The organism is Staphylococcus sp. HMSC06C11 (assembly GCF_001808345.1).
GTDB classification, from domain to species: domain Bacteria; phylum Bacillota; class Bacilli; order Staphylococcales; family Staphylococcaceae; genus Staphylococcus; species Staphylococcus capitis.
Genome location: NZ_KV793048.1, coordinates 1 through 21,049, shown reverse-complemented (window position 1 = coordinate 21,049; position 21,049 = coordinate 1). Strand labels below are relative to the sequence as shown.

Below are 21,049 nucleotides of genomic sequence, written 5' to 3'. Positions count from 1 at the left end.
TTCCTTTTTTCAAAACATCATAAACACGGCCTCCTCCTCATTTACAAACATTTCTTTAGTAATTTTAATTAATTGAAATAAAAGCATTTGTATTTAACTTAATGGCGATTAAGAATCTTTAAAACATAAAAAGCTCCCCTCAAAACTTTCACTTATTAACGTAAAGAGTTTGAGGAGAGTCATTTCAAATTTAATTTCTAAAATTTAATTAAGATATTCTATTAAACTAACTTACTCTGAATGATTAACGCGTACAATGCGCGTATACTTAAGAAACTGTTGAGAATACTTCTGTTTAATGTCCTCTATAGAATCATATGTTACACCAATAATATGCCAATTAGGATTAAAGTGATAGAAGGAATCTTTGTTTTTAGACCATTTAATCATACTTCCATCTTTATTGTACCTAGGTAATGTCACCTCATAACCTTCTAATACATTAATGTACGTTTGGAAGATATCTGGATCGATACGATTAAAATTATCAATAACTAAATAATTTTTATCTTTGGTAGGCATTAATTGCGTAATAAATCCTTCGCGATAATATAGAGCGCCTGATTCATTTGGTAAATATTTGCCATATAACATATCCTCTGTAAAATCAGGATGTCCACTAGTAATGACAGGATTTGCATTTGTTTTTTGTAATAAATCATTAGCTGCTTTTAAGCCTTCTTCTTTTCTATCAACAACTAATAATATAAATGGTTTGAGTGAATCATCATTTTGATATTCAGTGACTTCTGATTTTTGAACTGTCTCGAATGGATTTTTAATACCATTATTGTCACTCATTTCTAATATAGCATCATATTGTGTTTGTGACATACTCGCGATAGCTTGTTTAGCATTTTCTTGTAAGAAATATAAATTCTTTAATTTCTGATGTTTATTTAAATGACCTAAAGAAATTGGGTTAATATTCTTGCCATACAAGATTTCTATAGCCGTACTATTCGTTCTACCTGGAATTGGAGGTTTCTCATGAATATGACGAGACACTTCACCGATACCTACTACTGATTGATCTTTTTCTTTATTATAGATAATAATATTATCTCCAACTTCAAGTTGTGTATAGAAGTGATAACCATTTCTTTTTATTCCATTGTAAGTATGCGTAAAAATTGTATAATTTTTACCTGGTTCAAAGTCATCTGTTTCAGATAATAAAAAGTATCTTGGGATTTTAGTTCCCCCTTTTCCTAAACTTACAATTAAATCAAATTCTGATTGTTTAATTTGATTAAACAACGTTTCTTTCATATTATTCATACGAAAATCTAAAGCTTCACTTCGTTTTAAATAGTCGGTTGTCAATGATTTCAGTTCTTCATTGAATTTAAATTCTACCCTGATTTTATTTTGAGCGCCTGCTTGAACACTTATGATTTCGCCTATACCTAATAAACCAGAATCGGTTTGTACTTGATAAAAGATGACTTGATCTCCTGCTTTGGCCTTTTTAAAAGCACGAAATCCTTGAGAAGGATTGAAATGTGCACCCGATTCAAATAAAGTTGTTTGACCTACAAGGGGTTCATTGTGATTCCATCTATTATAACCACAGTTTAGCCAAAAATAGTTAATTTCCTCAGTCATTATGATACTCCTTATCTAACCTATAATTTAAATAAATGTGTATTACGAATACTTTGATACAAATTTTAAATTCATTTTATCATAATTTTTATCACACATTTTCAATATTCTCTAACAATTAGCTGTTTTTATCATTTTAAGAAAAAGAAGCTAAGACAACTCATCTGTCTTAGCTTCGAATAAAAAGTCATTAAAACTTTTGATAAACATTTACATAACCTATAATAAACAAATTTATTAATGAGGTGTAATCATGCTACCTAATAACGGAATGACGTTAATCATTACTCCACCTAATTTAAGCATAGCATTAATATCTTTATCTTTAATCGTAATCAAAGCACTAATAATACCTACAATTGCTACAACTCTCGGTAGAATTAATGTAGGGTAATGTGGCATATGTAAAAATATTCCAGCTCCTGAAATCATTCCACAAATGAGAGAAATATATAAAAATTGCTTCAAAACTAACGCTCCTTGTATGATTAATCTCTATATAATTACTAGCAATTTATTTTTAATCAAGCTTAAATATAACTAATTATAAGCGTAAAATCACCTTCGAATACGCTATCTAAATCTTCAGATGTTAAAACAAAATTAGTTCCCTTTTCAATCTCAAAAATTTCACCATCAATAATAATTTTACCATTACCTTCTAATACAGAAATTAAGCAAAATTCACGTGGCTTCATATAATTTAATGTACCTGAAATTTCCCATTTTACTATAGTAAAGAAGTCATTAGACACTACGTGGGTGCAATTGTGATTCTCTATCACTTCGTTCTGAGGTACAATATTTGGCAGTTCACTAGAGTACTCCATTACGTCTAATGCTTTAGAGACATTTAGTGTCCGTTGTTCATTGTTATTAAGTTTACGATCGTAGTCATATACTCTATATGATACATCAGATGACTGCATTGTCTCATATGCCATGATTCCAGCGCCTATAGAATGAATTGTGCCAGCAGGAATAAAATAAAAGTCTCCAGGTTTAACTTTAATCTTTCTTAAGTTTTCTTGGAACTTGCCTTCCTTTATTTGTTGTTCAAATTCTTCACGAGATGATGCTTTAGTGCCAATGGTAATTTCAGCATCTTCCTCCGCTTCGATAATGTACCAACATTCGGACTTGCCATATTGACCATTTTCATTTTCATAAGCATATGAATCATCAGGATGAACATGTATTGATAAAGGTGCCTCAGCATCAACAATTTTAGCCATTAAAGGGAAATCTTTACTTGGAAACTCGCCAAATAGTTCTCTATGGTCGTTCCAAACTTGATCTAGTGTCTGCCCCGCATAAGGTCCATTGAGAATTTCACTCTTACCATTCGGATGTGCGGATATTCCCCAACACTCACCTATATGCTCATCTGGAAGATGATATCCAAATTGTTGGAGTTTACTTCCACCCCAAACCTTTTCATGAAAAATAGGCTTTAAAAATAACGGCATCATTACACCTCCATTATCTTAAACGTCAACTTAATCTATCATTCTAAAGTTAACTTAAGTATACTTATCTCCTTAAAGACATTTTTCACTTTATTATTAAGTAGTTTCTATATTTCTAAAGAGACAACAGTCAATTTAATAATTATGTATTGAGTTCCCTAACTTTAAGTTATATCCATTATTTTTCATTATCACTATTTATGATTGTACCACATTTCAAAACCTAAAGAAGTACCGAATTTTTTGAATAAAAATTATTATTTAAAAATAAATAGAACAAATCATCTTTAATTCAATTTTAGTTTATCAAACGCTTCACTAATTAATTAAAATTTTGCATTATTATTAACAATATCAATCTGAAGTTAAATAAACCATTTTTCACTCGATAATTTAAAACAAATAACAGCCGAATCACCTAAAAGGTAACTCGACTGCTTTTGCTAATATCATTTTTATAACGATTATTCATATTTTTGTAACGCATCTTTAATTTCTTTATCGCCACTAAGAATTTGAAATTCTTGATTAGCAAATTTATCTGATGTAACTACTTCTTTAAGCACTGTTGCTACATCGTCTCGAGGAATAGACGCACGTTTATCAAAGTATAAATCTGCTTCAATTTTACCAGTACCTTCATCATCAGTAAGTCTCCCTGGATGCACAATTGTATAATTAAGACCAGAATTTCTTAAATAATCATCTGAGTAGTGTTTAGCAATTGTATACGGTTTTAAATCGCCAGCAGAATCGAAAGCTTCTCTTCTTGAATCATAAGTTGAAACCATTACATAGTGCTTAATGTCCGCCTCTTTACTTGCTTCAATAGTTTTAACAGCACCGTCTAAATCAACTATAATTGTCTTATCATCGCCTGTACTGCCACCTGAACCTACTGAGAAAATAACTTTATCGTAATTGTCGAAGAGTTGAGTTAAATCTTTAACAGTGGCTTTTTCAACATCTACCAACGTTGCATCGACATCTTGGTCCTTTAATTCTTTCACTTGTTCCTCTTTACGAACACCTGCAGTAAAATCAATATTATCTGATTTTAATTGTTGTACTAATCTTGAACCTACGCCACCATTAGCACCGATTAATAAAATACTCATTCTTAACGTCCTCCCTTTTTAAAATCGTAATTGATGTTTACCACTCATTTTCAAAAAGTAAACCCAATAAAAATACGATTGACATCACTACCGCAATAAATTATATTAATATATGAACAAATATTCATATAAAGAGGTGCTTCAAGGTGAATGACATTGATCAAAATAAACATACCGATGTAGATACTTTAAGCAAAGTCACTGAGATATTCAAAGCTTTAAGCGATCTCAACCGTTTACGTATTATGGAATTATTAGAATTTGGAGAAGCAAGTGTAGGACACATTTCACATACATTGAATATGTCTCAATCAAATGTGTCACATCAACTAAAGTTATTGAAAAGTACACACTTGGTTAAATCAAAGCGACAAGGTCAATCTATGATATATTCTTTAGACGACAAGCACGTATCTACATTACTCAAACAAGCCATTCATCATGCTAGTCATCCAAATGAAGGTGGAAGTTAATATGACAAATCACAATCATCAACATCATAGTCACAATCATGCACATGGTCATGTCCATACAAATAATAAGAAAGTACTTTTAATCTCTTTCTTTATTATAGGATTATTTATGTTAGTAGAAATCATCGGTGGATTTATTGCCAATAGCTTGGCCTTACTCTCTGATGGATTTCACATGTTAAGTGACACCATCTCACTTGGCGTAGCACTTATCGCATTTATATATGCGGAAAAGAATGCTACACAAACTAAAACCTATGGCTATAAACGCTTTGAAGTGCTCGCTGCTTTATTCAATGGCGTAACTTTATTTATAATCAGTCTTATGATTATTATCGAAGCTATTCGTAGATTTTTCGCCCCTCCAGAGGTGCAATCTCAAGAGATGTTTATTATAAGCTTAATTGGCTTAATCGTTAATATTGTAGTTGCAGCGTTAATGTTTAGAGGCGGTGATACATCTCATAATTTAAATATGCGTGGCGCCTTTATCCATGTATTAGGTGATCTCTTTGGTTCAATTGGTGCAATCGTAGCAGCATTATTAATTTGGGCGTTTAACTTTACTCTTGCTGACCCTATCGCTAGTATTCTGGTGTCACTAATTATTTTAAAAAGTGCTTACGGTATAGCAAAATCTTCACTAAATATTTTAATGGAAGGTACACCTAGTGATGTAGACCTAGAAGCAGTGATATCTACAATCACTAAAGACGAACGCATTCAAAATGTACATGATTATCATGTTTGGACTATATCAAATGATATGAATGCACTCAGTTGTCACGCAGTTGTTTCAGAGCAATTAACAGTTAAAGAATGTGAAAATCTTTTAGAAACCATTGAACATGATTTATTGCATCAAAATGTTCAACACATGACAATACAACTTGAAACACCTAAACATAAACATGATGATTCAACATTATGTTCAGGTATTCATGAACACATACACACTCATACACATGCCAGTAGTCATTAAAAATATCCTCAAGGGCAAGACACTTCCAATGTCTCATCCTTGAGGATATTCAATTATTTACATAAAGTTTTTAAAAATAAAGTCTCTTGCTGGTACTTGTTTTTCAGCAAAACCTTCTATAAATTCTTCTTCATCATAGTCTAGTTTTACACGTTCAACAGAAATGCCTTGTTCATTAATTGTAACAATACCATATACAGTATGAGCTCCGTTATTTAATCCCACTGCACCTGGATTAAAGTAAATTGTAGATTTATCATCAAATAAATGTAAACGATGATTGTGGCCAAATAATATTAAATCCGCGTCTTTATCTTCAAAAAGCTTAGAAATCTCTTGCTCATCATCACTAGCCATCGGTGCGAAAGGTTGCCCTTCAATTCCTACTTCTAATTTTTCATTAGGAATTTCATAATGAATAAATAAAACCTTTTTACCTTTAATAGTCTTCTCGATGTATCGTGGTAATTGATTTAATTCATCATAATATGATTCATCGAGGTGGCTTTCTATCCATTGATGATGCTCATAAAATTTGCCTTTAAGATCTTCAGGATATTGTGTGTTATTAACTAGTGTCATGATTGCTTCATCATGGTTACCGGCAATCATTTCCATATCATCACGATCAAATACAGTATCTAAAACTTTGTTTGTCTCGTGTCCAATACCTATATTGTCGCCAAGATTATAAATTTTATCGATATCTTCTCTACTATCAATATCATCTAACACCTTTTCTAATGCATCATAATTACCATGGATATCAGTAATAACTGCAAATTTCATGATGATATCTCCTTTCAATGTGAATTTACTAGCATATTTTAACACTTCAATACCCTTTTATGTTAGATATTAATTTAAAAAAAATAAGATTTTTGATATTGTATTTATATTACGTTAAAGGAGTGCTTAAAATTTGTTTAGATATTATAAATCGGCATTTAAAAATGCTAAACCGCAACTACTCAAAGCTTTATTATTCGCTTTAATTAGTTTTGCAGTTTGTTTTATTGTTTATCGATTTGCATCAGCATTTATAGCTCAATTTTCTACTCAGATGCAAATGTTACAACAATTCGGACAATCCGTTTCATTAACAATGTACATCCCTATTATTATTATTTATCTTATTTTAGCTTTACTATTTATTTTCCTTGGATATCAACTATTAGCAGGTGCTATTAATGTTATCCAAAAGGCTATGAAGCACGAAAAAATTAAATTTAGTGATTTATTTTTTGCCTTTAAAAAAGGCCGTTATGCAACATCTTTATTATTAGCATTGATCTCAGTTGTTGCTATTATGATTATGTTTATCATTGCATACTTACTAAAATTATTGTACAATGTCACTTTTATTCAATTGTATGCGTGGATACAACAATCAGTAAGTAATGTGGATAATTCAATTGCTATTTTAATTATTTCTCAAATTGTAATTATTTTACTAATGGGATTCATTACTTCAATCGTTTATTGGTTCTTCTTAATCTTCATGATTAATTACACAGTTGCATTTGCAGAAAATCCACATCGAAAAGCAATGAGTAATGTTAAAGAAGGATTTAATGGAATTAAGAATGGTAAGAAAACTTGGTTAAAATTCTTTATTGGTATTTTATTACTTAACCTAGTTGTTCTTATTACAGGTCAACCATTAATTACCCTATTTAGTTATTTAACTAGTCATATGTCACAATCAGTTGCTCAAATTCTTGCATACGTTGTGCTTATTTTAATCATTCTAATTAGAATTGTTATTTACTTTATCATTCTTATGGGTATCATTTATTACTTCATCACACGTGGTGATAAAATTGATAAACCTGGTAAGAAAGCTCGCAAAGGTAAGAAGAATGACAAAGATTCATTAGCTACATCTAAAGACGATAACAAAGGTAAAACATCTAACTTAAAAGAAAAAGTTCAAGATAAAGTGAACGACAATGACTCTAAAGGTGATAATCTTAAAGATAAAGCTGAAAATCAATTTAGCAATCAAAAAGATAACGCTTCTAGTAAGGGTCAAGATTTAAAAGACAAAGCTTCTGAAAAGGTGTCTGACAATAAAAACGACATTACAGATAGAGCTAAAGACACTTTTGACAAGAAATAATAGTTATTAAATAAACTCGCAAGTAACCTATTATCGTTACTTGCGAGTTTTTAATGTTTATATATTTATTTGTCTAATAATCGTGATTTTAAGTATTTAGCTGCCCCATCTTCTTCATTTGTTTCCTCAGTCACTTCATCTGTGATATCTTTAATTTCTTGTCGTGCATTTTTCATTGCAACTGTATAATGCCCAAAGTCGAACATCGCACGATCATTATCACTATCTCCAATGACTAATGTTTCCTCTTGCTGAATACCAAAGTGTTCAATCATTTCTTTAATCCCCGTACCCTTATCGGTATTATACGCCATTGTTTCTGCATTATAACGAGACGAGTTAGAAACACTTATACTTAGCAAAACTTTATTCTGAATAAGTTCATCTCTGAATGTGGTAATTTTATCAAGATTTGGATTAAACAAATAGATTTTAGAATAATCTAAGTCCGGCAACTCGTCACGCCAATCAATTTTATCTTTCATAGCGTCTAGTCTTGAAGTCCATTCACTATGACTTACATTATTGGGTGGCGTTTCACCAGTAATCATGTCACGCATCCATTGATAATCTTCTTTTAAAACGATACGTTGTGCTCCAAAAGGAAATACTTCATAGTAGATATGTTGTTGTTGAGCTAATTTAACAATTTTTTTAACTTGTTCTAAAGATAAACTGTGTTTAAACAAATTTTGATCCTCGATTTCACCAGTAGTACCATTAGAACTAATAATTCCATCAACTTTAAAACCTTCAGGTACGAGTTGATGTATCTCAGAATATGAACGACCTGTGGCTAGAAATACCTTAAAACCCTTTTCACGTAATTCATCTACCACTTCCTTGGTATAGTTAGATGCTTTATTATTTTCATGTAAAATTGTTCCATCCATATCTAGGAATATTGCTTTAACGTTATTCATATTATCCTCCACTCGTTACTTTAATTACTTAAATAAATTGTGTCACTGTTTGATATAAAGTGCAACGACTTTAACTTTAATAAAGCGTTGATATCATACATATAGCTAAGAAACCTTTGCCTTTTGTAGAATTAACGAAGATGCATTTCAATTTAAAATACATCATTGATATTATAAGCTACTGCGACGCTATTTTTCGGAATATTCTGTTAAAAATGTTTTTAAAAAAACCAGCAAGGTTTCCCTTAACTGGTTTTAAAAACTAGTTCAATTATTCAACTGTAACTGATTTAGCTAAGTTACGTGGTTTATCAACGTCTAAGTCTCTGTGCAATGCAGCATAATAAGAAATTAATTGCATAGTAACAACAGAAACTAATGGTGTTAATAACTCATGTACATGAGGGATAACATACGTATCACCATCTTTATCTAAGCCTTCCATTGAAATGATACAAGGATTAGCACCACGAGCTACAACTTCTTTAATATTACCACGGATAGATAAGTTAACATTCTCTTGAGTTGCTAAACCGATAACTGGCGTACCCTCTTCGATAAGTGCAATTGTACCGTGTTTCAATTCACCACCAGCAAATCCTTCAGCCTGAATATAAGAGATTTCTTTGAGTTTTAATGCACCTTCTAAACTTACATTATAATCAATTGTACGTCCTATAAAGAATGCATTACGAGTTGTTTCTAAGAAATTAGTAGCAATTTCTTCCATTACTGGTGCATCATCAACGATAGTTTCAATAGCAGTTGTTACTTTAGCTAATTCTCTTAATAAGTCGATATCAGCTTCACGACCGTGATTTTTAGCTACGATTTGTGAAAGTATTGATAATACTGCAATTTGAGCTGTATATGCTTTTGTAGATGCTACAGCAATCTCAGGACCTGCATGTAAGAGTAATGTATGATCCGCTTCACGAGATAACGTTGAACCAGCAACATTAGTAATAGTTAATGATTTATGACCTAATTTTTTCGTTTCAACTAGTACGGCACGACTGTCTGCTGTTTCACCTGATTGTGAAATATAGATGAATAATGGTTTTTCAGATAATAAAGGCATATTGTAAACAAATTCTGAAGCAACATGTACTTCTGTTGGTACTCCTGCCCATTTTTCGATGAACTCTTTCCCTACTAAACCGGCATGATAACTTGTACCTGCTGCAATGATGTAAATACGATCTGCATCTGCGACATCTTTGATAATGTCTTTATCAATTTTCAAGTTACCCTCTTCATCTTGATATTCTTGGATAATGCGACGCATAACTGCTGGTTGTTCATGAATTTCTTTCAACATATAGTGATCATAAACACCTTTTTCAGCATCTGAAGCATCGATTTCAGCAGTATAAGATTCACGCTCTTGAACATTACCTTCAGTGTCTTTGATTACCACATCATCGCGTTTAACAATTACGATTTCATGGTCATGAATCTCCTTATATTGGTTAGTAGCTTGTAACATTGCTAATGCATCTGAAGCGATAACATTGAAACCTTCACCCACGCCAACAAGCAATGGAGATTTGTTTTTAGCTACATAAATCGTATCTTTATCTTGCTCATCCAATAAACCTAAAGCATATGAACCATTTAATAAAGTCACAACTTTAGTAAAGGCCTCTTCTGTTGAAAGTCCTTCATTTGAAAAGTGTTCGATTAACTGAACAATCACTTCTGTATCAGTTTCAGAAAGGAATTTAATATCTGATAGGTACTCAGCTTTCAACTCCTCATAGTTTTCAATCACACCATTATGTACTAATGTGAAACGACCTGTTGCTGATTGATGAGGATGAGAGTTTTCATAGTTTGGTACACCATGAGTTGCCCAACGTGTATGACCAATACCTACTGTTCCATCTTGATCACTGTTATCTGCGACTTTACGTAGTTCAGCAATTCTACCTTTTTCTTTAAATACTTTAGTTCCTTGGTCATTAACTACAGCAACACCTGCTGAATCATAACCACGATATTCTAATTTTTCTAAACCTTTTAAAAGTAATTCCTTAGCATTGTCGTATCCAATATAACCAACAATTCCACACATAATCTATTTCCTCCAAAATGAGGGATAGCAAGAGCAATATGATTTGTTATTTTAATTTATATTAATAACCTTCTACCATATCAATGATGTCATACGAGGACATTAAGAAATAAGCGTGTGTAATTGATCATTTTAACACGCTACTCTACGCTTCCCTTAGTAGTATTTTATTTCGGCGATCTTATTAACTTTGTCCACTAAGTTGCCCTAGTGTTTTACTTAATAAGCTAACGAATGAGCCACATCCGGGATAGCATCCGCCGATCTATTCGATCACTATCCTCCTCGTCTACAAAAGCTATATTATTCTCTATAAAAGTTCTCATAATTAACTTTTAATTTTCAACAATAATATAGTCATTTGCACAGGCGCTATAACTATTTATTTACTTTCTTTCCTCCTTTCCATTAATCATTATTGTACACTGACGATGATTTATTTTGCAAATGATTTAACAATACTTCCTAAAATAAGTTAAAAAACTTATTTTTTAACCTTTGAAAAAACTTATTAATATAAACTAATTCAAAGTTCTACTATATATAATAGTTAGACTTAATCTTGTCACAAATATCATGACAAACTCAATTTTTGTTTATATTGAGAGAAACTAACTACAAGATTTAAACTAAATATAGTCACATACTAATTAAAAAAGAGGTGTAGAGATGTCACAAACTCAAGAGAAAAAAGGAGTCGGTCGTAAAGTCCAAGCGTTTGGATCATTCTTAAGCAGTATGATTATGCCTAACATTGGTGCATTTATCGCATGGGGTTTTATTGCCGCAATCTTCATTGATAATGGTTGGTTCCCTAACAAAGATTTATCTCAATTAGCTGGACCGATGATTACGTACTTAATTCCATTACTCATCGCATTTAGCGGTGGGCGTTTAATTCATGGTTTACGTGGTGGTATTATTGCAGCTACAGCAACTATGGGGGTTATTGTAGCTTTACCTGAAACACCAATGTTACTTGGTGCCATGATTATGGGGCCACTTGTTGGTTGGTTAATGAAAAAAGTAGACCAATTCGTGCAACCTAGAACACCACAAGGTTTTGAAATGTTATTCAATAACTTTTCTGCAGGTATCTTAGGTTTTATTATGACAATTATTGGTTTTGAAATTTTAGCTCCAATCATGAAATTCATCATGCACATCTTGTCTGTTGCTGTTGAATTCTTAGTTCACCTTCATTTACTACCTATAGTAAGTATTATTGTTGAACCAGCTAAAATTTTATTCTTAAATAACGCGATTAACCATGGTGTATTTACACCACTTGGTACCGACCAAGCAGCTCATGCTGGTCAATCTATCTTATTTACTATTGAATCTAACCCTGGACCTGGTCTAGGTATTTTATTGGCCTATATGATTTTCGGAAAAGGAACTGCTAAAGCAACTTCATATGGTGCAGGTATTATCCACTTCCTAGGTGGTATTCATGAAATTTACTTCCCATATGTTTTAATGCGTCCATTACTATTTATTGCAGTTATTTTAGGTGGTATGACGGGCGTTGCAACTTATCAAGCTACTGGCTTCGGTTTCAAAAGTCCAGCGTCCCCAGGTTCATTTATCGTTTACTGCTTAAACGCACCTAGAGGCGAATTCTTACACATGTTACTTGGTGTAGTACTTGCTACATTAGTATCATTTGTCATCGCAGCACTTATTATGAAATTCACTAAAGAACCTAAACAAGATTTAGAATCTGCTACAGCTCAAATGGAAGCGACGAAAGGTAAAAAATCTAACGTTTCATCTAAACTAACGCATTCTGATAAAGAAGCAACTCGTTCAAATGCACAGAATGCGAGCGCAGCTGGAACAACAGGTGTTACTATGTCTTCTACAGAAAATGAGAAAGAAAATGATGAAGATAATACTGAACAACTTTTAGATAATTACAATACTGAGAATGTTGATGCACACGATTATAGCGGTGTAAATCATGTTATATTCGCATGTGATGCGGGTATGGGTTCAAGTGCTATGGGTGCAAGTATGCTACGTAATAAATTTAAGAAAGCTGGTATTACTGACGTCAATGTGACTAATACAGCTATTAATCAATTACCTCATGATGCACAACTTGTAATCACGCAAAAAACACTAACAGATCGTGCCATTAAACAAGTTCCAAATGCTATTCATATTTCAGTGGATAACTTCTTAAATTCACCAAGATATGAAGAGTTATTAAATAATTTAAAGCACGAAGATTAACTTAATTATTTTCAAAAATGGAGGATACCGCCATGTTACTGAGTACACGTGAAAAAGAGATTATTGAAATATTAATCAAGTATCACGGCCAATATGTCACTATATACGACATCGCTCAACAACTAGCGGTGTCCTCTCGTACTATTCATAGAGAGTTAAAACAAATTGAATCGTACTTAAGTACATTTTCAATACAATTAGAGCGAGCCAATAAAAAGGGTATACGATTGTCTGGAGAAGCTAACAATATTAGACGATTGAAGGAAGCAGTTACAACTCAACAAACATTAGATTTATCAATTGAAGAACAAAAAGTAATCATTCTTTATGCTCTTATACAAACTAAACACGCAATAAAACAATTTAGTTTAGCACACGAAATTGGTGTTTCAATTCAAGCTCTAGCTAAACTTTTAGATGATTTAGAAGAAGAATTATTATCTTATCAACTGTCACTTTCAAGAAAACGTGGCGAAGGTGTCTACTTAAATGGTCCTGAGTCTAAAAAAAGAGAATTTCTTAGTCAACTTATGGTAAATAACTTAAATAGTACAAGCGTTTATTCTGTAATTGAAAATCACTTTGTTTACCAATCTTTGAATCATTCTCAACAATCTCTCGTAGATTTAGATCGAATATTTAAAATTGAACGTATATTGATGGACTATTTAGGTCAACTGCCCTATACCCTAACAGAATCTAGTTATTTAACTTTGACGATTCACATTGTGTTAAGTATTACACGTATGCAAAATGGTGAATACGTCTCACTAAATAAAGATATATATGAAACAGTTAAAGATACCTTCGAGCATGAAGTTGCAACAGAAATTGCTAAACGTCTTGAAGAAATATATAACGTTGAGTTTAACCAAGCTGAAATCACTTTTATAACAATTCATTTGCGTGGTGCTAAACGTAAAGGTACAAAGGATTCTAATTCTGAGGAAGATAATAGTAGTAAAAAGATTCGTCAATTTGTTAATACAGTTACACGAATATCGGGACAACATTTTAAAGATAAGGAAAACTTAATCGAGGGGTTAACATTGCATATCAATCCTGCAATTAATCGTTTGAAATCTAACATTGAAACCTACAATCCTTTAACTGAAATGATTAAATTTAAATATCCTCGTCTTTTTGAAACGATTCATAAAGCATTGCATATGGTGTGGTCTGATTTAATTTTTCCTGAAAGTGAGATTGCTTTTATAGTGCTTCATTTTGGTGGATCCATCAAAAATCAAGGAAATCGCTTTTTAAATATCCTAGTCGTATGTAGTAGTGGCATTGGAACAAGTCGTTTATTAGCCAATCGTCTTGAGCAAGTCTTTAGTGAAATTGAAAGAATTACTCAAGCTTCTGTAAGCGACTTGAATGTATTAGATTTAAATAACTACGACGGAATTATTTCGACTGTAAATTTAGATATCGAAGCCCCATTTCTAATTGTTAATCCATTATTACCAGAACATGAAGTGTCTTATGTAGCTTCTTTTCTAAGTACGAATTCAAATCAAACTCTTCTAGCTGAAAATGATAACTCAAATACCTTTACAAATCCTGAAGAAATAATTCAAGATATGCGCATAGGTTTAGAGGTATTAGATTCAGTGAAAATAGAATATAAATTAGTAGATAATTGGAAGCAATATTTAGAAACTTACTTATTAAATGAAAATATAATTGAGGACAGGCAATCATTCGCTGATTTACTGCAATCAAAGTTTGAACAAAATCCTAATTGGGTGTTACATCCTTATCCGGTAGCAATCCCACATTTAAAAGATAACATGTTCAAAAAACCTTCCATACTTATTACTATTTTGGAAGAACCGATACAATTGCAACGTAATCAAAATGATTTAAATTCAGTTCATTATTTGATAAGTATGTTTATTCCAGATAATCAAAAAATGGCTCAATTCGTAAGTGCCCTCTCAGAGGCGTTAAGCGAGCATTTGAATGACATCGAAGAATTTATGCAAAATCCATATGAATTTAAAACTATTTTAAGAAGCAAATTATTAAATCAAATAAAAAATCAATTACAATAGGAGTGTTTTAAATGAGTGAATTATTTAGTAATGACAATATCTTTTTAAATGTATCAGCATCTGATCAAAATGATGCAATCGAAAAAGCAGGACAAGTTTTAGTTGATAGTGGTGCTGTAACACCAAACTATATCGAAGCTATGAAAGACCGTGAAAACGTAGTATCAACTTTCATGGGTAATGCATTAGCAATTCCTCACGGCACTGAAGAAGCTAAAGGTAATGTGATTCGTTCAGGTTTAAGCTTATTACAAATTCCTGAAGGTGTTGACTGGAATGGCGAAGAAGTAAAAGTCGTAGTTGGCATTGCAGGTAAAGATGGCGATCATTTAGATTTACTCTCTAAAATTGCAATTACTTTTAGTGAAGAAGAAAATGTTGATCGCATCGTAAATGCTACATCTGCAGATGAAATTAAACAAGTATTCGAGGAGGCTGACGCATAATGAAAGCAGTTCATTTTGGTGCCGGCAATATCGGCAGAGGTTTTATCGGATATATATTAGCTGACAATAACATTAAAGTTACCTTTGCAGATGTAAATGAAGATATAATTAATGCACTGGATAGTGAACATCAATACGATGTTATTTTAGCTGATGAAGCTAAAACAACAACTCGAGTGAATAATGTAGATGCTATTAATTCAGCTAAACCCTCAGATCAACTTAAAGAAGCAATACTTGAAGCAGATTTAATCACAACGGCTGTTGGAGTAAATATTTTACCAATTATTGCTAAATCATTTGCTCCATATTTAAAAGAAAAGAAAAATCATGTAAATATTGTTGCTTGTGAAAATGCAATTATGGCCACAGATACTTTGAAAAAAGCCATTCTGGATATTACTGGGCCATTAGCTGACAATATCCATTTTGCAAATTCAGCAGTGGATAGAATTGTGCCATTACAAAAAAATGAAAATATATTAGACGTCATGGTAGAACCTTTCTTTGAATGGGTTATCGAAAAAGATGCTTGGTACGGTGAAGAATTAGAACATATTAAATATGTAGATGACTTAACACCATATATAGAAAGAAAATTGCTAACAGTTAATACAGGACATGCATTTTTAGCTTACGCTGGTCATTTTGAAAATAAAGCTACTATTTTAGATTCTATCGAAGATAAACAAATAGAAGCAGGCCTTCGCCAAGCTCTTAGTGAAACGAGTCAATATATCACAGATCAATTTGATTTCTCTAAAAATGAACAAAAGCAATACGTTGAGAAAATTATTGATCGTTTCAACAATCCTAACCTATCTGATGAAGTTACACGAGTTGGTCGAGGAACAATACGTAAAATAGGTCCTAAAGATCGTATTATTAAACCATTAACTTATTTATATAATAAAGGTTTAGAACGTGAAGGTTTAGTTAAAGCAGCTGCTCTTCTTCTTGCATACGATGACAATGCTGATCAAGAAACAGTAGAAAAAAATAATTATATTAAAGAACATGGTGCTAAGGCCTTCTTAAAAACATATGCCAAAGTTGACGATCAATTAGCTGATGAAATTGTTAAAGAACTAGAATTATTACAGAAAAAGTAAATGATATAAAAAACACCTTCGAAAGAAGAAAGATTCTTTCGAAGGTGTTTTAATTTATTAATAAGGAATATAAGAATAACTTATTCGTTACGCATTATCTAATCCCATTTTATCTTGAACAACATCTGCAATCTCTTGAGCAAAACGTTGAGCGTCTTCATTAGTGGCTGCTTCCACCATAACTCTTACTAAAGGTTCTGTACCTGAAGGGCGAACTAAAATTCTACCTTCCCCATTCATTTCAGTTTCAACTTTAGTCATCACTTCTTGTACATGAATATTCTCTTCTACTCGATATTTATCAGTTACTTTAACATTGATAAGAGATTGAGGATATTTTTTCATTTGTGATGCTAATTCACTTAGTGATTTACCACTCATTTTAATTACAGAAGCAAGTTGAACACCTGTAAGTAATCCATCACCCGTTGTATTATAATCCATCATCACAATATGACCAGATTGCTCGCCACCAAGATTATAGTTACCTCTTCTCATTTCTTCGACAACGTAACGATCTCCTACTTTTGTTTTGTTAGATTGAATACCTTCATTTTCTAATGCTTTATAAAAACCGAGATTACTCATAACTGTTGAGACAATCATATCATTATTTAATTCATGGTTTTTATGCATTTCCTGACCAATTATAAACATGATTTGGTCTCCATCAACAATTTGACCATTTTCATCTACAGCAATAATTCTATCTCCATCGCCATCAAAGGCTAAACCAAAATCACTTTCAGTCTCTAAGACAGTTTCCGCTAATTTCTCAGGATGTGTAGAACCACATTGTTCATTAATGTTATATCCATCCGGATTACATCCAATTGTTTCAGTATCAGCTTCTAAATCACCAAATAAGAACGGTGCTAGTGATGATGTAGAACCATTAGCACCATCTAAAGCAATTTTAAGTCCTTCAAAATTAACATCTACAGTTGATTTTAAATAGCTTAGATATTTTTGAGCACCTTCAAAATAATCTGAGTAATGTACAATGTCTTCACCGATAGGACGTGGTAATTCAGGATTATCTTGATCTAACAATTCTTCGATTTCATTTTCTTGATCATCAGATAATTTAAAACCATCTGAACCAAAGAATTTTATGCCGTTATCTGCAACTGGGTTGTGAGAAGCTGAAATCATAACACCTAAAGCAGCTTCCATTTCTTTAGTTAAATAAGCTACACCTGGTGTTGAAATAATACCTAAACGCATGACTTCAGCGCCAATAGAGATAAGACCTGCGATTAAGGCTGATTCAAGCATTTCACCTGAAACACGCGTATCTCTACCCACTAGTACTTTTGGATGCTTCTCCCCTTTATTATGTGCTAAAACATATCCACCATATCTACCCAATTTAAAAGCTAATTCAGGTGTAAGCTCTTGGTTGGCAATGCCTCGAACACCATCAGTACCAAAATATTTTCCCATTTTTAAACTCTCCTTTATATCTAACAATTATTTAACGTTTATATATGCTTTCGTTTCCTTAGGACTTACTTTTGTAACATTGTCTGGCAAGTCAAATTTTACTGTTTTCTCAGTTGATTCTGATACGCCATCTAAATCAACTTCAGCTGTTACTTCATTGATGCTTTGTAAATCGTCTCTACTACCGTAAATCTCAACTTCTTTATCGTTTAATTTGATATTATCTAATTCTCTATCATTATCTAGTTTACCCGTTGATTTAGTACGAACTTTTACTTTTTTACTATAAGGTTCAACTGCAACTTTTAAATCTACTTCACTAGGATTAATTGAGACATTTAATTTATTTAATTCTTTATCAAATGCATTGACTTCAGCTACATCATTTGTATCTTTTGAAATTTTACTAGCCTTTTTAAATGTAGCTTTTAAATAAGCAATTTTTTTAAGCTGTTGCTCCCCACCTGTCACTTTAACAGTTTCAGGAGAAATGCTTTGTTTACTTACTTTATACTTTGCATCAATATCACTTTGACTTACATCAGGTTGAACATGCATTTTTTTAGTAATCTTTTTCTCTAGATGAACATCTGCGCTTTTAGGTTTTACACTGTAGCTTACATCGTCATCTATACCTTTAACCTGAAATTTCTTGTGATACTCTCCAGCTTTTTTATCGGATAAATCAATTGTTACTTTAAGGTCTTCTGGATTTTCAATTTTAATTAACTTTGATTGGGGGCCTGATAAATTAACATCGACATTATCAGGCGCTTTCGTAACATGTAAATCTTTATTATTGTAAATTACATCTACAGGTACATCCTGAATTGTTTTAGTGGATTTCTGTGATATATCGTCTGTATTAAACACATTTCCAAATACATTATTAACTGATAAAAAGAAAAATATAGCTAGGATTAACGCTACAAATCTTAATCCCCACTTACTTTCTAACATTTTAATTCACACCTTTCTTTTGAAAGTGTGCGCCAAACCAATGTTCAGCAAGTAATTCTTCGAAAACTTCATTAGATATATCTCTTCTAAGTTTACCATCAAAAGTTACAGATATATCTCCAGTTTCTTCTGAAACTACAACTGTAAAAGCATCAGATACCTCTGAAATCCCAACTGCTGCTCTATGTCTTGTTCCTAAACTTTTAGATATTTTAACACTGTCTGATAAAGGTAAATAACTCGCTGCTACAGCTATTTTACTACCTTGAATAATCATCGCACCATCATGTAATGGTGTGTTTGGAATAAAGACGTTTGTCAATAACTCTTGAGAAATATCTGAGTTCATTGGAATACCAGTTTCTATGTAGTCTTGTAATCCTGTTTCTTTTTCAAAAACAATAAGTGCACCTATTCGTCTTTTAGCCATATACTGAACAGCTTTAGAAACAGATTGTATTAATTTCTCTTCATCACGACTATAAGTGTTGGTATAACGTTTTAAAAAGCTACCTCTACCTAATTGTTCTAATGCACGTCGTATTTCAGGTTGGAAAATAACAATTAGTGCAAGTACTCCCCACTGAATAACGATATCAAATAATTTAGAGGTTGCTGTTAAATTAAGCATCTTACTGACTTGTTGGCCGATAACAATTACGACAATCCCTTTTAGTAATTGAATCGCTTTAGTGCCTTTAAAAACTGTTATGAGAAGATAAAGTACATACCAAACAATCAGTAAATCAAGTACACTAGTAATAATTTTTAATGTACTAAGATTTTGAAAAAAGTTGGAAAAATCCATAACATCTCCTCCGGGTAATATTTTTCCATATTAATTATTATACCAATCATTGTTAATAGTGTCATATGAACAAAGACTAAAAAATAAAAAAACTTACACAGTATATACCATGTAAGTCGTGCTTTCACAATTTTATTTATAGAAGTGTTTCACCAAAGAAAGTACCTAATAGCGCAACAGCTTGTTCAGCAGTATGATTCGAATTGTCAATAAGAGGATTAACCTCAACTATATCCATTGAAGTAACTAATTTTGATTCATTTAACAATTCGAGTGCAAAGTGACTTTCCCTATAGCTCAAACCACCCATTACTCTTGTACCCGTTCCAGGAGTTTCAGCGGGATCTAAAGCATCAACGTCTAGTGAGAAATGAAGGCCATCTATATTTCTAGATTTTAGATACTCAAGAGATCTTTCAATCACCTCTTGTATTCCGAACCGGTCGATATCCGCCATAGTAAAAGTTTTAATATTCTTATCCTTTATGTATTTCCTTTCACCTTCATCTAAATCCCTCATACCAATTAATACGATATTTTCAGGTTTAACTTTAGGCGTAAAATCATTTATATTGACAAGTTCATCTGGTCCATCACCTGCTAATATTCTTAAAGGCATACCGTGAACATTACCAGAAGGAGATTCTTCAGGTACATTTAAGTCACCATGAGCATCGTACCAAATGACACCTAGATTTTCGTAATGTTGACTAATACCTGAAATCGAACCAACAGCTATTGAATGATCGCCACCAAGTGTAAGTGGAAAGTTTCCTTTCTCTACTATTTCTGATGTAGCTTTGCTAAGATTTTCAGAAACAGTTACTATTTCATCATAGTTCCTTAACCCTTCTTGATCAGAGTTAAATTTCTCTACATCTAATGTTGGTACTTCTATATTACCTTTATCTATAACATCAAGTCCCATTTTTTTAAGACGTGACAATAATCCTGCATAACGAATTGCATCTGGTCCTAAGTTTACACCAAGTTTCTTTTGACCGAATGTGGAAGGTGCACCAATAATTTCAATACGTTGATTCATGACAATACCCCTTTCATTTACATAGATTCAGAATAATGTATACGCTTGCATTTTTCAAGAAGTATTGTAGTTATATTTATTTAAATCAAATAATAAAAAAACACCCTCAATAATGAAGGTGTTTAAAAGTGAGCCATAGAGGATTCGAACCTCTGACCCTCT

Annotated in this window: 18 protein-coding genes; 7 read left to right on the top strand and 11 right to left on the bottom strand. The window is 32.2% G+C overall.

Features of this window, described 5'->3' with window-relative positions; genetic code table 11:
* Positions 1-231 precede the first annotated feature (231 nt).
* From HMPREF3154_RS10605 to HMPREF3154_RS10590, 4 genes are all read right to left on the bottom strand, one after another.
* Entirely contained in the window at positions 232-1,608 is a 1,377-nt protein-coding gene (locus HMPREF3154_RS10605; protein ID WP_023351337.1) for an EVE domain-containing protein, read from the bottom strand.
* A 237-nt stretch (positions 1,609-1,845) separates the two neighbouring features.
* Complete coding sequence (locus HMPREF3154_RS10600; protein WP_002453738.1) at positions 1,846-2,076, bottom strand: hypothetical protein; 231 nt, start codon at positions 2,074-2,076, stop codon at positions 1,846-1,848.
* A gap of 62 nt (positions 2,077-2,138) precedes the next feature.
* On the bottom strand, positions 2,139-3,077 hold the full coding sequence (gene manA / locus HMPREF3154_RS10595; protein ID WP_023351336.1) for a mannose-6-phosphate isomerase, class I: 939 nt from the start codon (positions 3,075-3,077) through the stop codon (positions 2,139-2,141).
* 464 nt (positions 3,078-3,541) lie between these two features.
* Complete coding sequence (locus HMPREF3154_RS10590) at positions 3,542-4,195, bottom strand: SDR family oxidoreductase (RefSeq protein WP_023351335.1); 654 nt, start codon at positions 4,193-4,195, stop codon at positions 3,542-3,544.
* Positions 4,196-4,350: 155 nt separating this feature from the next.
* Here HMPREF3154_RS10590 and HMPREF3154_RS10585 point away from each other — a divergent pair, with 155 nt between their 5' ends.
* Both HMPREF3154_RS10585 and czrB read left to right on the top strand, forming a co-directional pair.
* Complete coding sequence (locus HMPREF3154_RS10585; protein WP_030062749.1) at positions 4,351-4,668, top strand: ArsR/SmtB family transcription factor; 318 nt, start codon at positions 4,351-4,353, stop codon at positions 4,666-4,668.
* Between the two features lies 1 nt (position 4,669).
* Positions 4,670-5,650 carry a CDF family zinc efflux transporter CzrB gene (czrB, locus tag HMPREF3154_RS10580; RefSeq protein ID WP_023351334.1) on the top strand — a complete coding sequence of 327 codons (981 nt, stop codon included), beginning with the start codon at positions 4,670-4,672 and terminating at the stop codon, positions 5,648-5,650.
* Between the two features lie 57 nt (positions 5,651-5,707).
* On the opposite strand, the gene HMPREF3154_RS10575 is transcribed toward czrB, so the two are convergent.
* The gene (locus HMPREF3154_RS10575) at positions 5,708-6,439 is read right to left on the bottom strand and encodes a metallophosphoesterase family protein (protein ID WP_002453743.1); all 732 of its coding nucleotides are present in this window, start codon (positions 6,437-6,439) and stop codon (positions 5,708-5,710) included.
* Between the two features lie 133 nt (positions 6,440-6,572).
* Here HMPREF3154_RS10575 and HMPREF3154_RS10570 point away from each other — a divergent pair, with 133 nt between their 5' ends.
* On the top strand, positions 6,573-7,772 hold the full coding sequence (locus HMPREF3154_RS10570) for a Lytic regulatory protein (protein WP_023351333.1): 1,200 nt from the start codon (positions 6,573-6,575) through the stop codon (positions 7,770-7,772).
* A gap of 65 nt (positions 7,773-7,837) precedes the next feature.
* Here HMPREF3154_RS10570 and HMPREF3154_RS10565 read toward each other — a convergent pair whose 3' ends face one another.
* A complete protein-coding gene (locus tag HMPREF3154_RS10565) occupies positions 7,838-8,695 on the bottom strand; it encodes a Cof-type HAD-IIB family hydrolase (RefSeq protein WP_023351332.1) in 858 nt (285 codons plus the stop codon).
* A 271-nt stretch (positions 8,696-8,966) separates the two neighbouring features.
* Entirely contained in the window at positions 8,967-10,772 is a 1,806-nt protein-coding gene (glmS, locus tag HMPREF3154_RS10560; RefSeq protein WP_023351331.1) for a glutamine--fructose-6-phosphate transaminase (isomerizing), read from the bottom strand.
* A 669-nt stretch (positions 10,773-11,441) separates the two neighbouring features.
* Between glmS and HMPREF3154_RS10555 the strand changes: the two genes are divergently transcribed.
* Genes HMPREF3154_RS10555 through HMPREF3154_RS10540 form a run of 4 tightly spaced genes read left to right on the top strand, consistent with a single transcriptional unit; the run spans position 11,442 to position 16,628 of the window.
* The gene (locus HMPREF3154_RS10555) at positions 11,442-13,010 is read left to right on the top strand and encodes a PTS mannitol transporter subunit IIBC (RefSeq protein WP_030062747.1); all 1,569 of its coding nucleotides are present in this window, start codon (positions 11,442-11,444) and stop codon (positions 13,008-13,010) included.
* Positions 13,011-13,042: 32 nt separating this feature from the next.
* Positions 13,043-15,070: a BglG family transcription antiterminator gene (locus HMPREF3154_RS10550; protein WP_023351330.1), complete on the top strand. Its 2,028-nt coding sequence runs from the start codon at positions 13,043-13,045 to the stop codon at positions 15,068-15,070.
* An 11-nt stretch (positions 15,071-15,081) separates the two neighbouring features.
* On the top strand, positions 15,082-15,516 hold the full coding sequence (locus HMPREF3154_RS10545; RefSeq protein WP_002435784.1) for a PTS mannitol transporter subunit IIA: 435 nt from the start codon (positions 15,082-15,084) through the stop codon (positions 15,514-15,516).
* Positions 15,516-16,628, top strand: coding sequence for a mannitol-1-phosphate 5-dehydrogenase (locus tag HMPREF3154_RS10540; RefSeq protein WP_023351329.1), 1,113 nt, complete (start codon positions 15,516-15,518; stop codon positions 16,626-16,628). The genes HMPREF3154_RS10545 and HMPREF3154_RS10540 overlap by 1 nt, the downstream gene beginning before the upstream one ends.
* An 87-nt stretch (positions 16,629-16,715) precedes the next feature.
* On the opposite strand, the gene glmM is transcribed toward HMPREF3154_RS10540, so the two are convergent.
* The 4 genes from glmM to rocF form a co-directional block, all read right to left on the bottom strand.
* A complete protein-coding gene (gene glmM / locus HMPREF3154_RS10535) occupies positions 16,716-18,074 on the bottom strand; it encodes a phosphoglucosamine mutase (RefSeq protein WP_002435830.1) in 1,359 nt (452 codons plus the stop codon).
* A 27-nt stretch (positions 18,075-18,101) separates the two neighbouring features.
* The gene (locus HMPREF3154_RS10530) at positions 18,102-19,034 is read right to left on the bottom strand and encodes a CdaR family protein (RefSeq protein ID WP_023351328.1); all 933 of its coding nucleotides are present in this window, start codon (positions 19,032-19,034) and stop codon (positions 18,102-18,104) included.
* A gap of 1 nt (position 19,035) precedes the next feature.
* Positions 19,036-19,842, bottom strand: coding sequence for a diadenylate cyclase CdaA (cdaA, locus tag HMPREF3154_RS10525; protein ID WP_002435856.1), 807 nt, complete (start codon positions 19,840-19,842; stop codon positions 19,036-19,038).
* A 136-nt stretch (positions 19,843-19,978) separates the two neighbouring features.
* Complete coding sequence (rocF, locus tag HMPREF3154_RS10520) at positions 19,979-20,887, bottom strand: arginase (RefSeq protein WP_023351327.1); 909 nt, start codon at positions 20,885-20,887, stop codon at positions 19,979-19,981.
* Between the last annotated feature and the right edge of the window lie 162 nt (positions 20,888-21,049).

Bases quoted from the DNA above. Each gene is read 5' to 3' on its own strand.
- manA (WP_023351336.1), bottom strand. From the start codon at position 3,077: ATGCCGTTATTTTTAAAGCCTATTTTTCATGAAAAGGTTTGGGGTGGA.
- HMPREF3154_RS10550 (WP_023351330.1), top strand. From the start codon at position 13,043: ATGTTACTGAGTACACGTGAAAAAGAGATTATTGAAATATTAATCAAG.
- HMPREF3154_RS10605 (WP_023351337.1), bottom strand. From the start codon at position 1,608: ATGACTGAGGAAATTAACTATTTTTGGCTAAACTGTGGTTATAATAGA.
- HMPREF3154_RS10565 (WP_023351332.1), bottom strand. From the start codon at position 8,695: ATGAATAACGTTAAAGCAATATTCCTAGATATGGATGGAACAATTTTA.
- HMPREF3154_RS10530 (WP_023351328.1), bottom strand. From the start codon at position 19,034: ATGTTAGAAAGTAAGTGGGGATTAAGATTTGTAGCGTTAATCCTAGCT.
- HMPREF3154_RS10540 (WP_023351329.1), top strand. From the start codon at position 15,516: ATGAAAGCAGTTCATTTTGGTGCCGGCAATATCGGCAGAGGTTTTATC.
- HMPREF3154_RS10555 (WP_030062747.1), top strand. From the start codon at position 11,442: ATGTCACAAACTCAAGAGAAAAAAGGAGTCGGTCGTAAAGTCCAAGCG.
- cdaA (WP_002435856.1), bottom strand. From the start codon at position 19,842: ATGGATTTTTCCAACTTTTTTCAAAATCTTAGTACATTAAAAATTATT.
- glmS (WP_023351331.1), bottom strand. From the start codon at position 10,772: ATGTGTGGAATTGTTGGTTATATTGGATACGACAATGCTAAGGAATTA.
- czrB (WP_023351334.1), top strand. From the start codon at position 4,670: ATGACAAATCACAATCATCAACATCATAGTCACAATCATGCACATGGT.
- HMPREF3154_RS10590 (WP_023351335.1), bottom strand. From the start codon at position 4,195: ATGAGTATTTTATTAATCGGTGCTAATGGTGGCGTAGGTTCAAGATTA.
- rocF (WP_023351327.1), bottom strand. From the start codon at position 20,887: ATGAATCAACGTATTGAAATTATTGGTGCACCTTCCACATTCGGTCAA.
- HMPREF3154_RS10545 (WP_002435784.1), top strand. From the start codon at position 15,082: ATGAGTGAATTATTTAGTAATGACAATATCTTTTTAAATGTATCAGCA.
- HMPREF3154_RS10575 (WP_002453743.1), bottom strand. From the start codon at position 6,439: ATGAAATTTGCAGTTATTACTGATATCCATGGTAATTATGATGCATTA.
- glmM (WP_002435830.1), bottom strand. From the start codon at position 18,074: ATGGGAAAATATTTTGGTACTGATGGTGTTCGAGGCATTGCCAACCAA.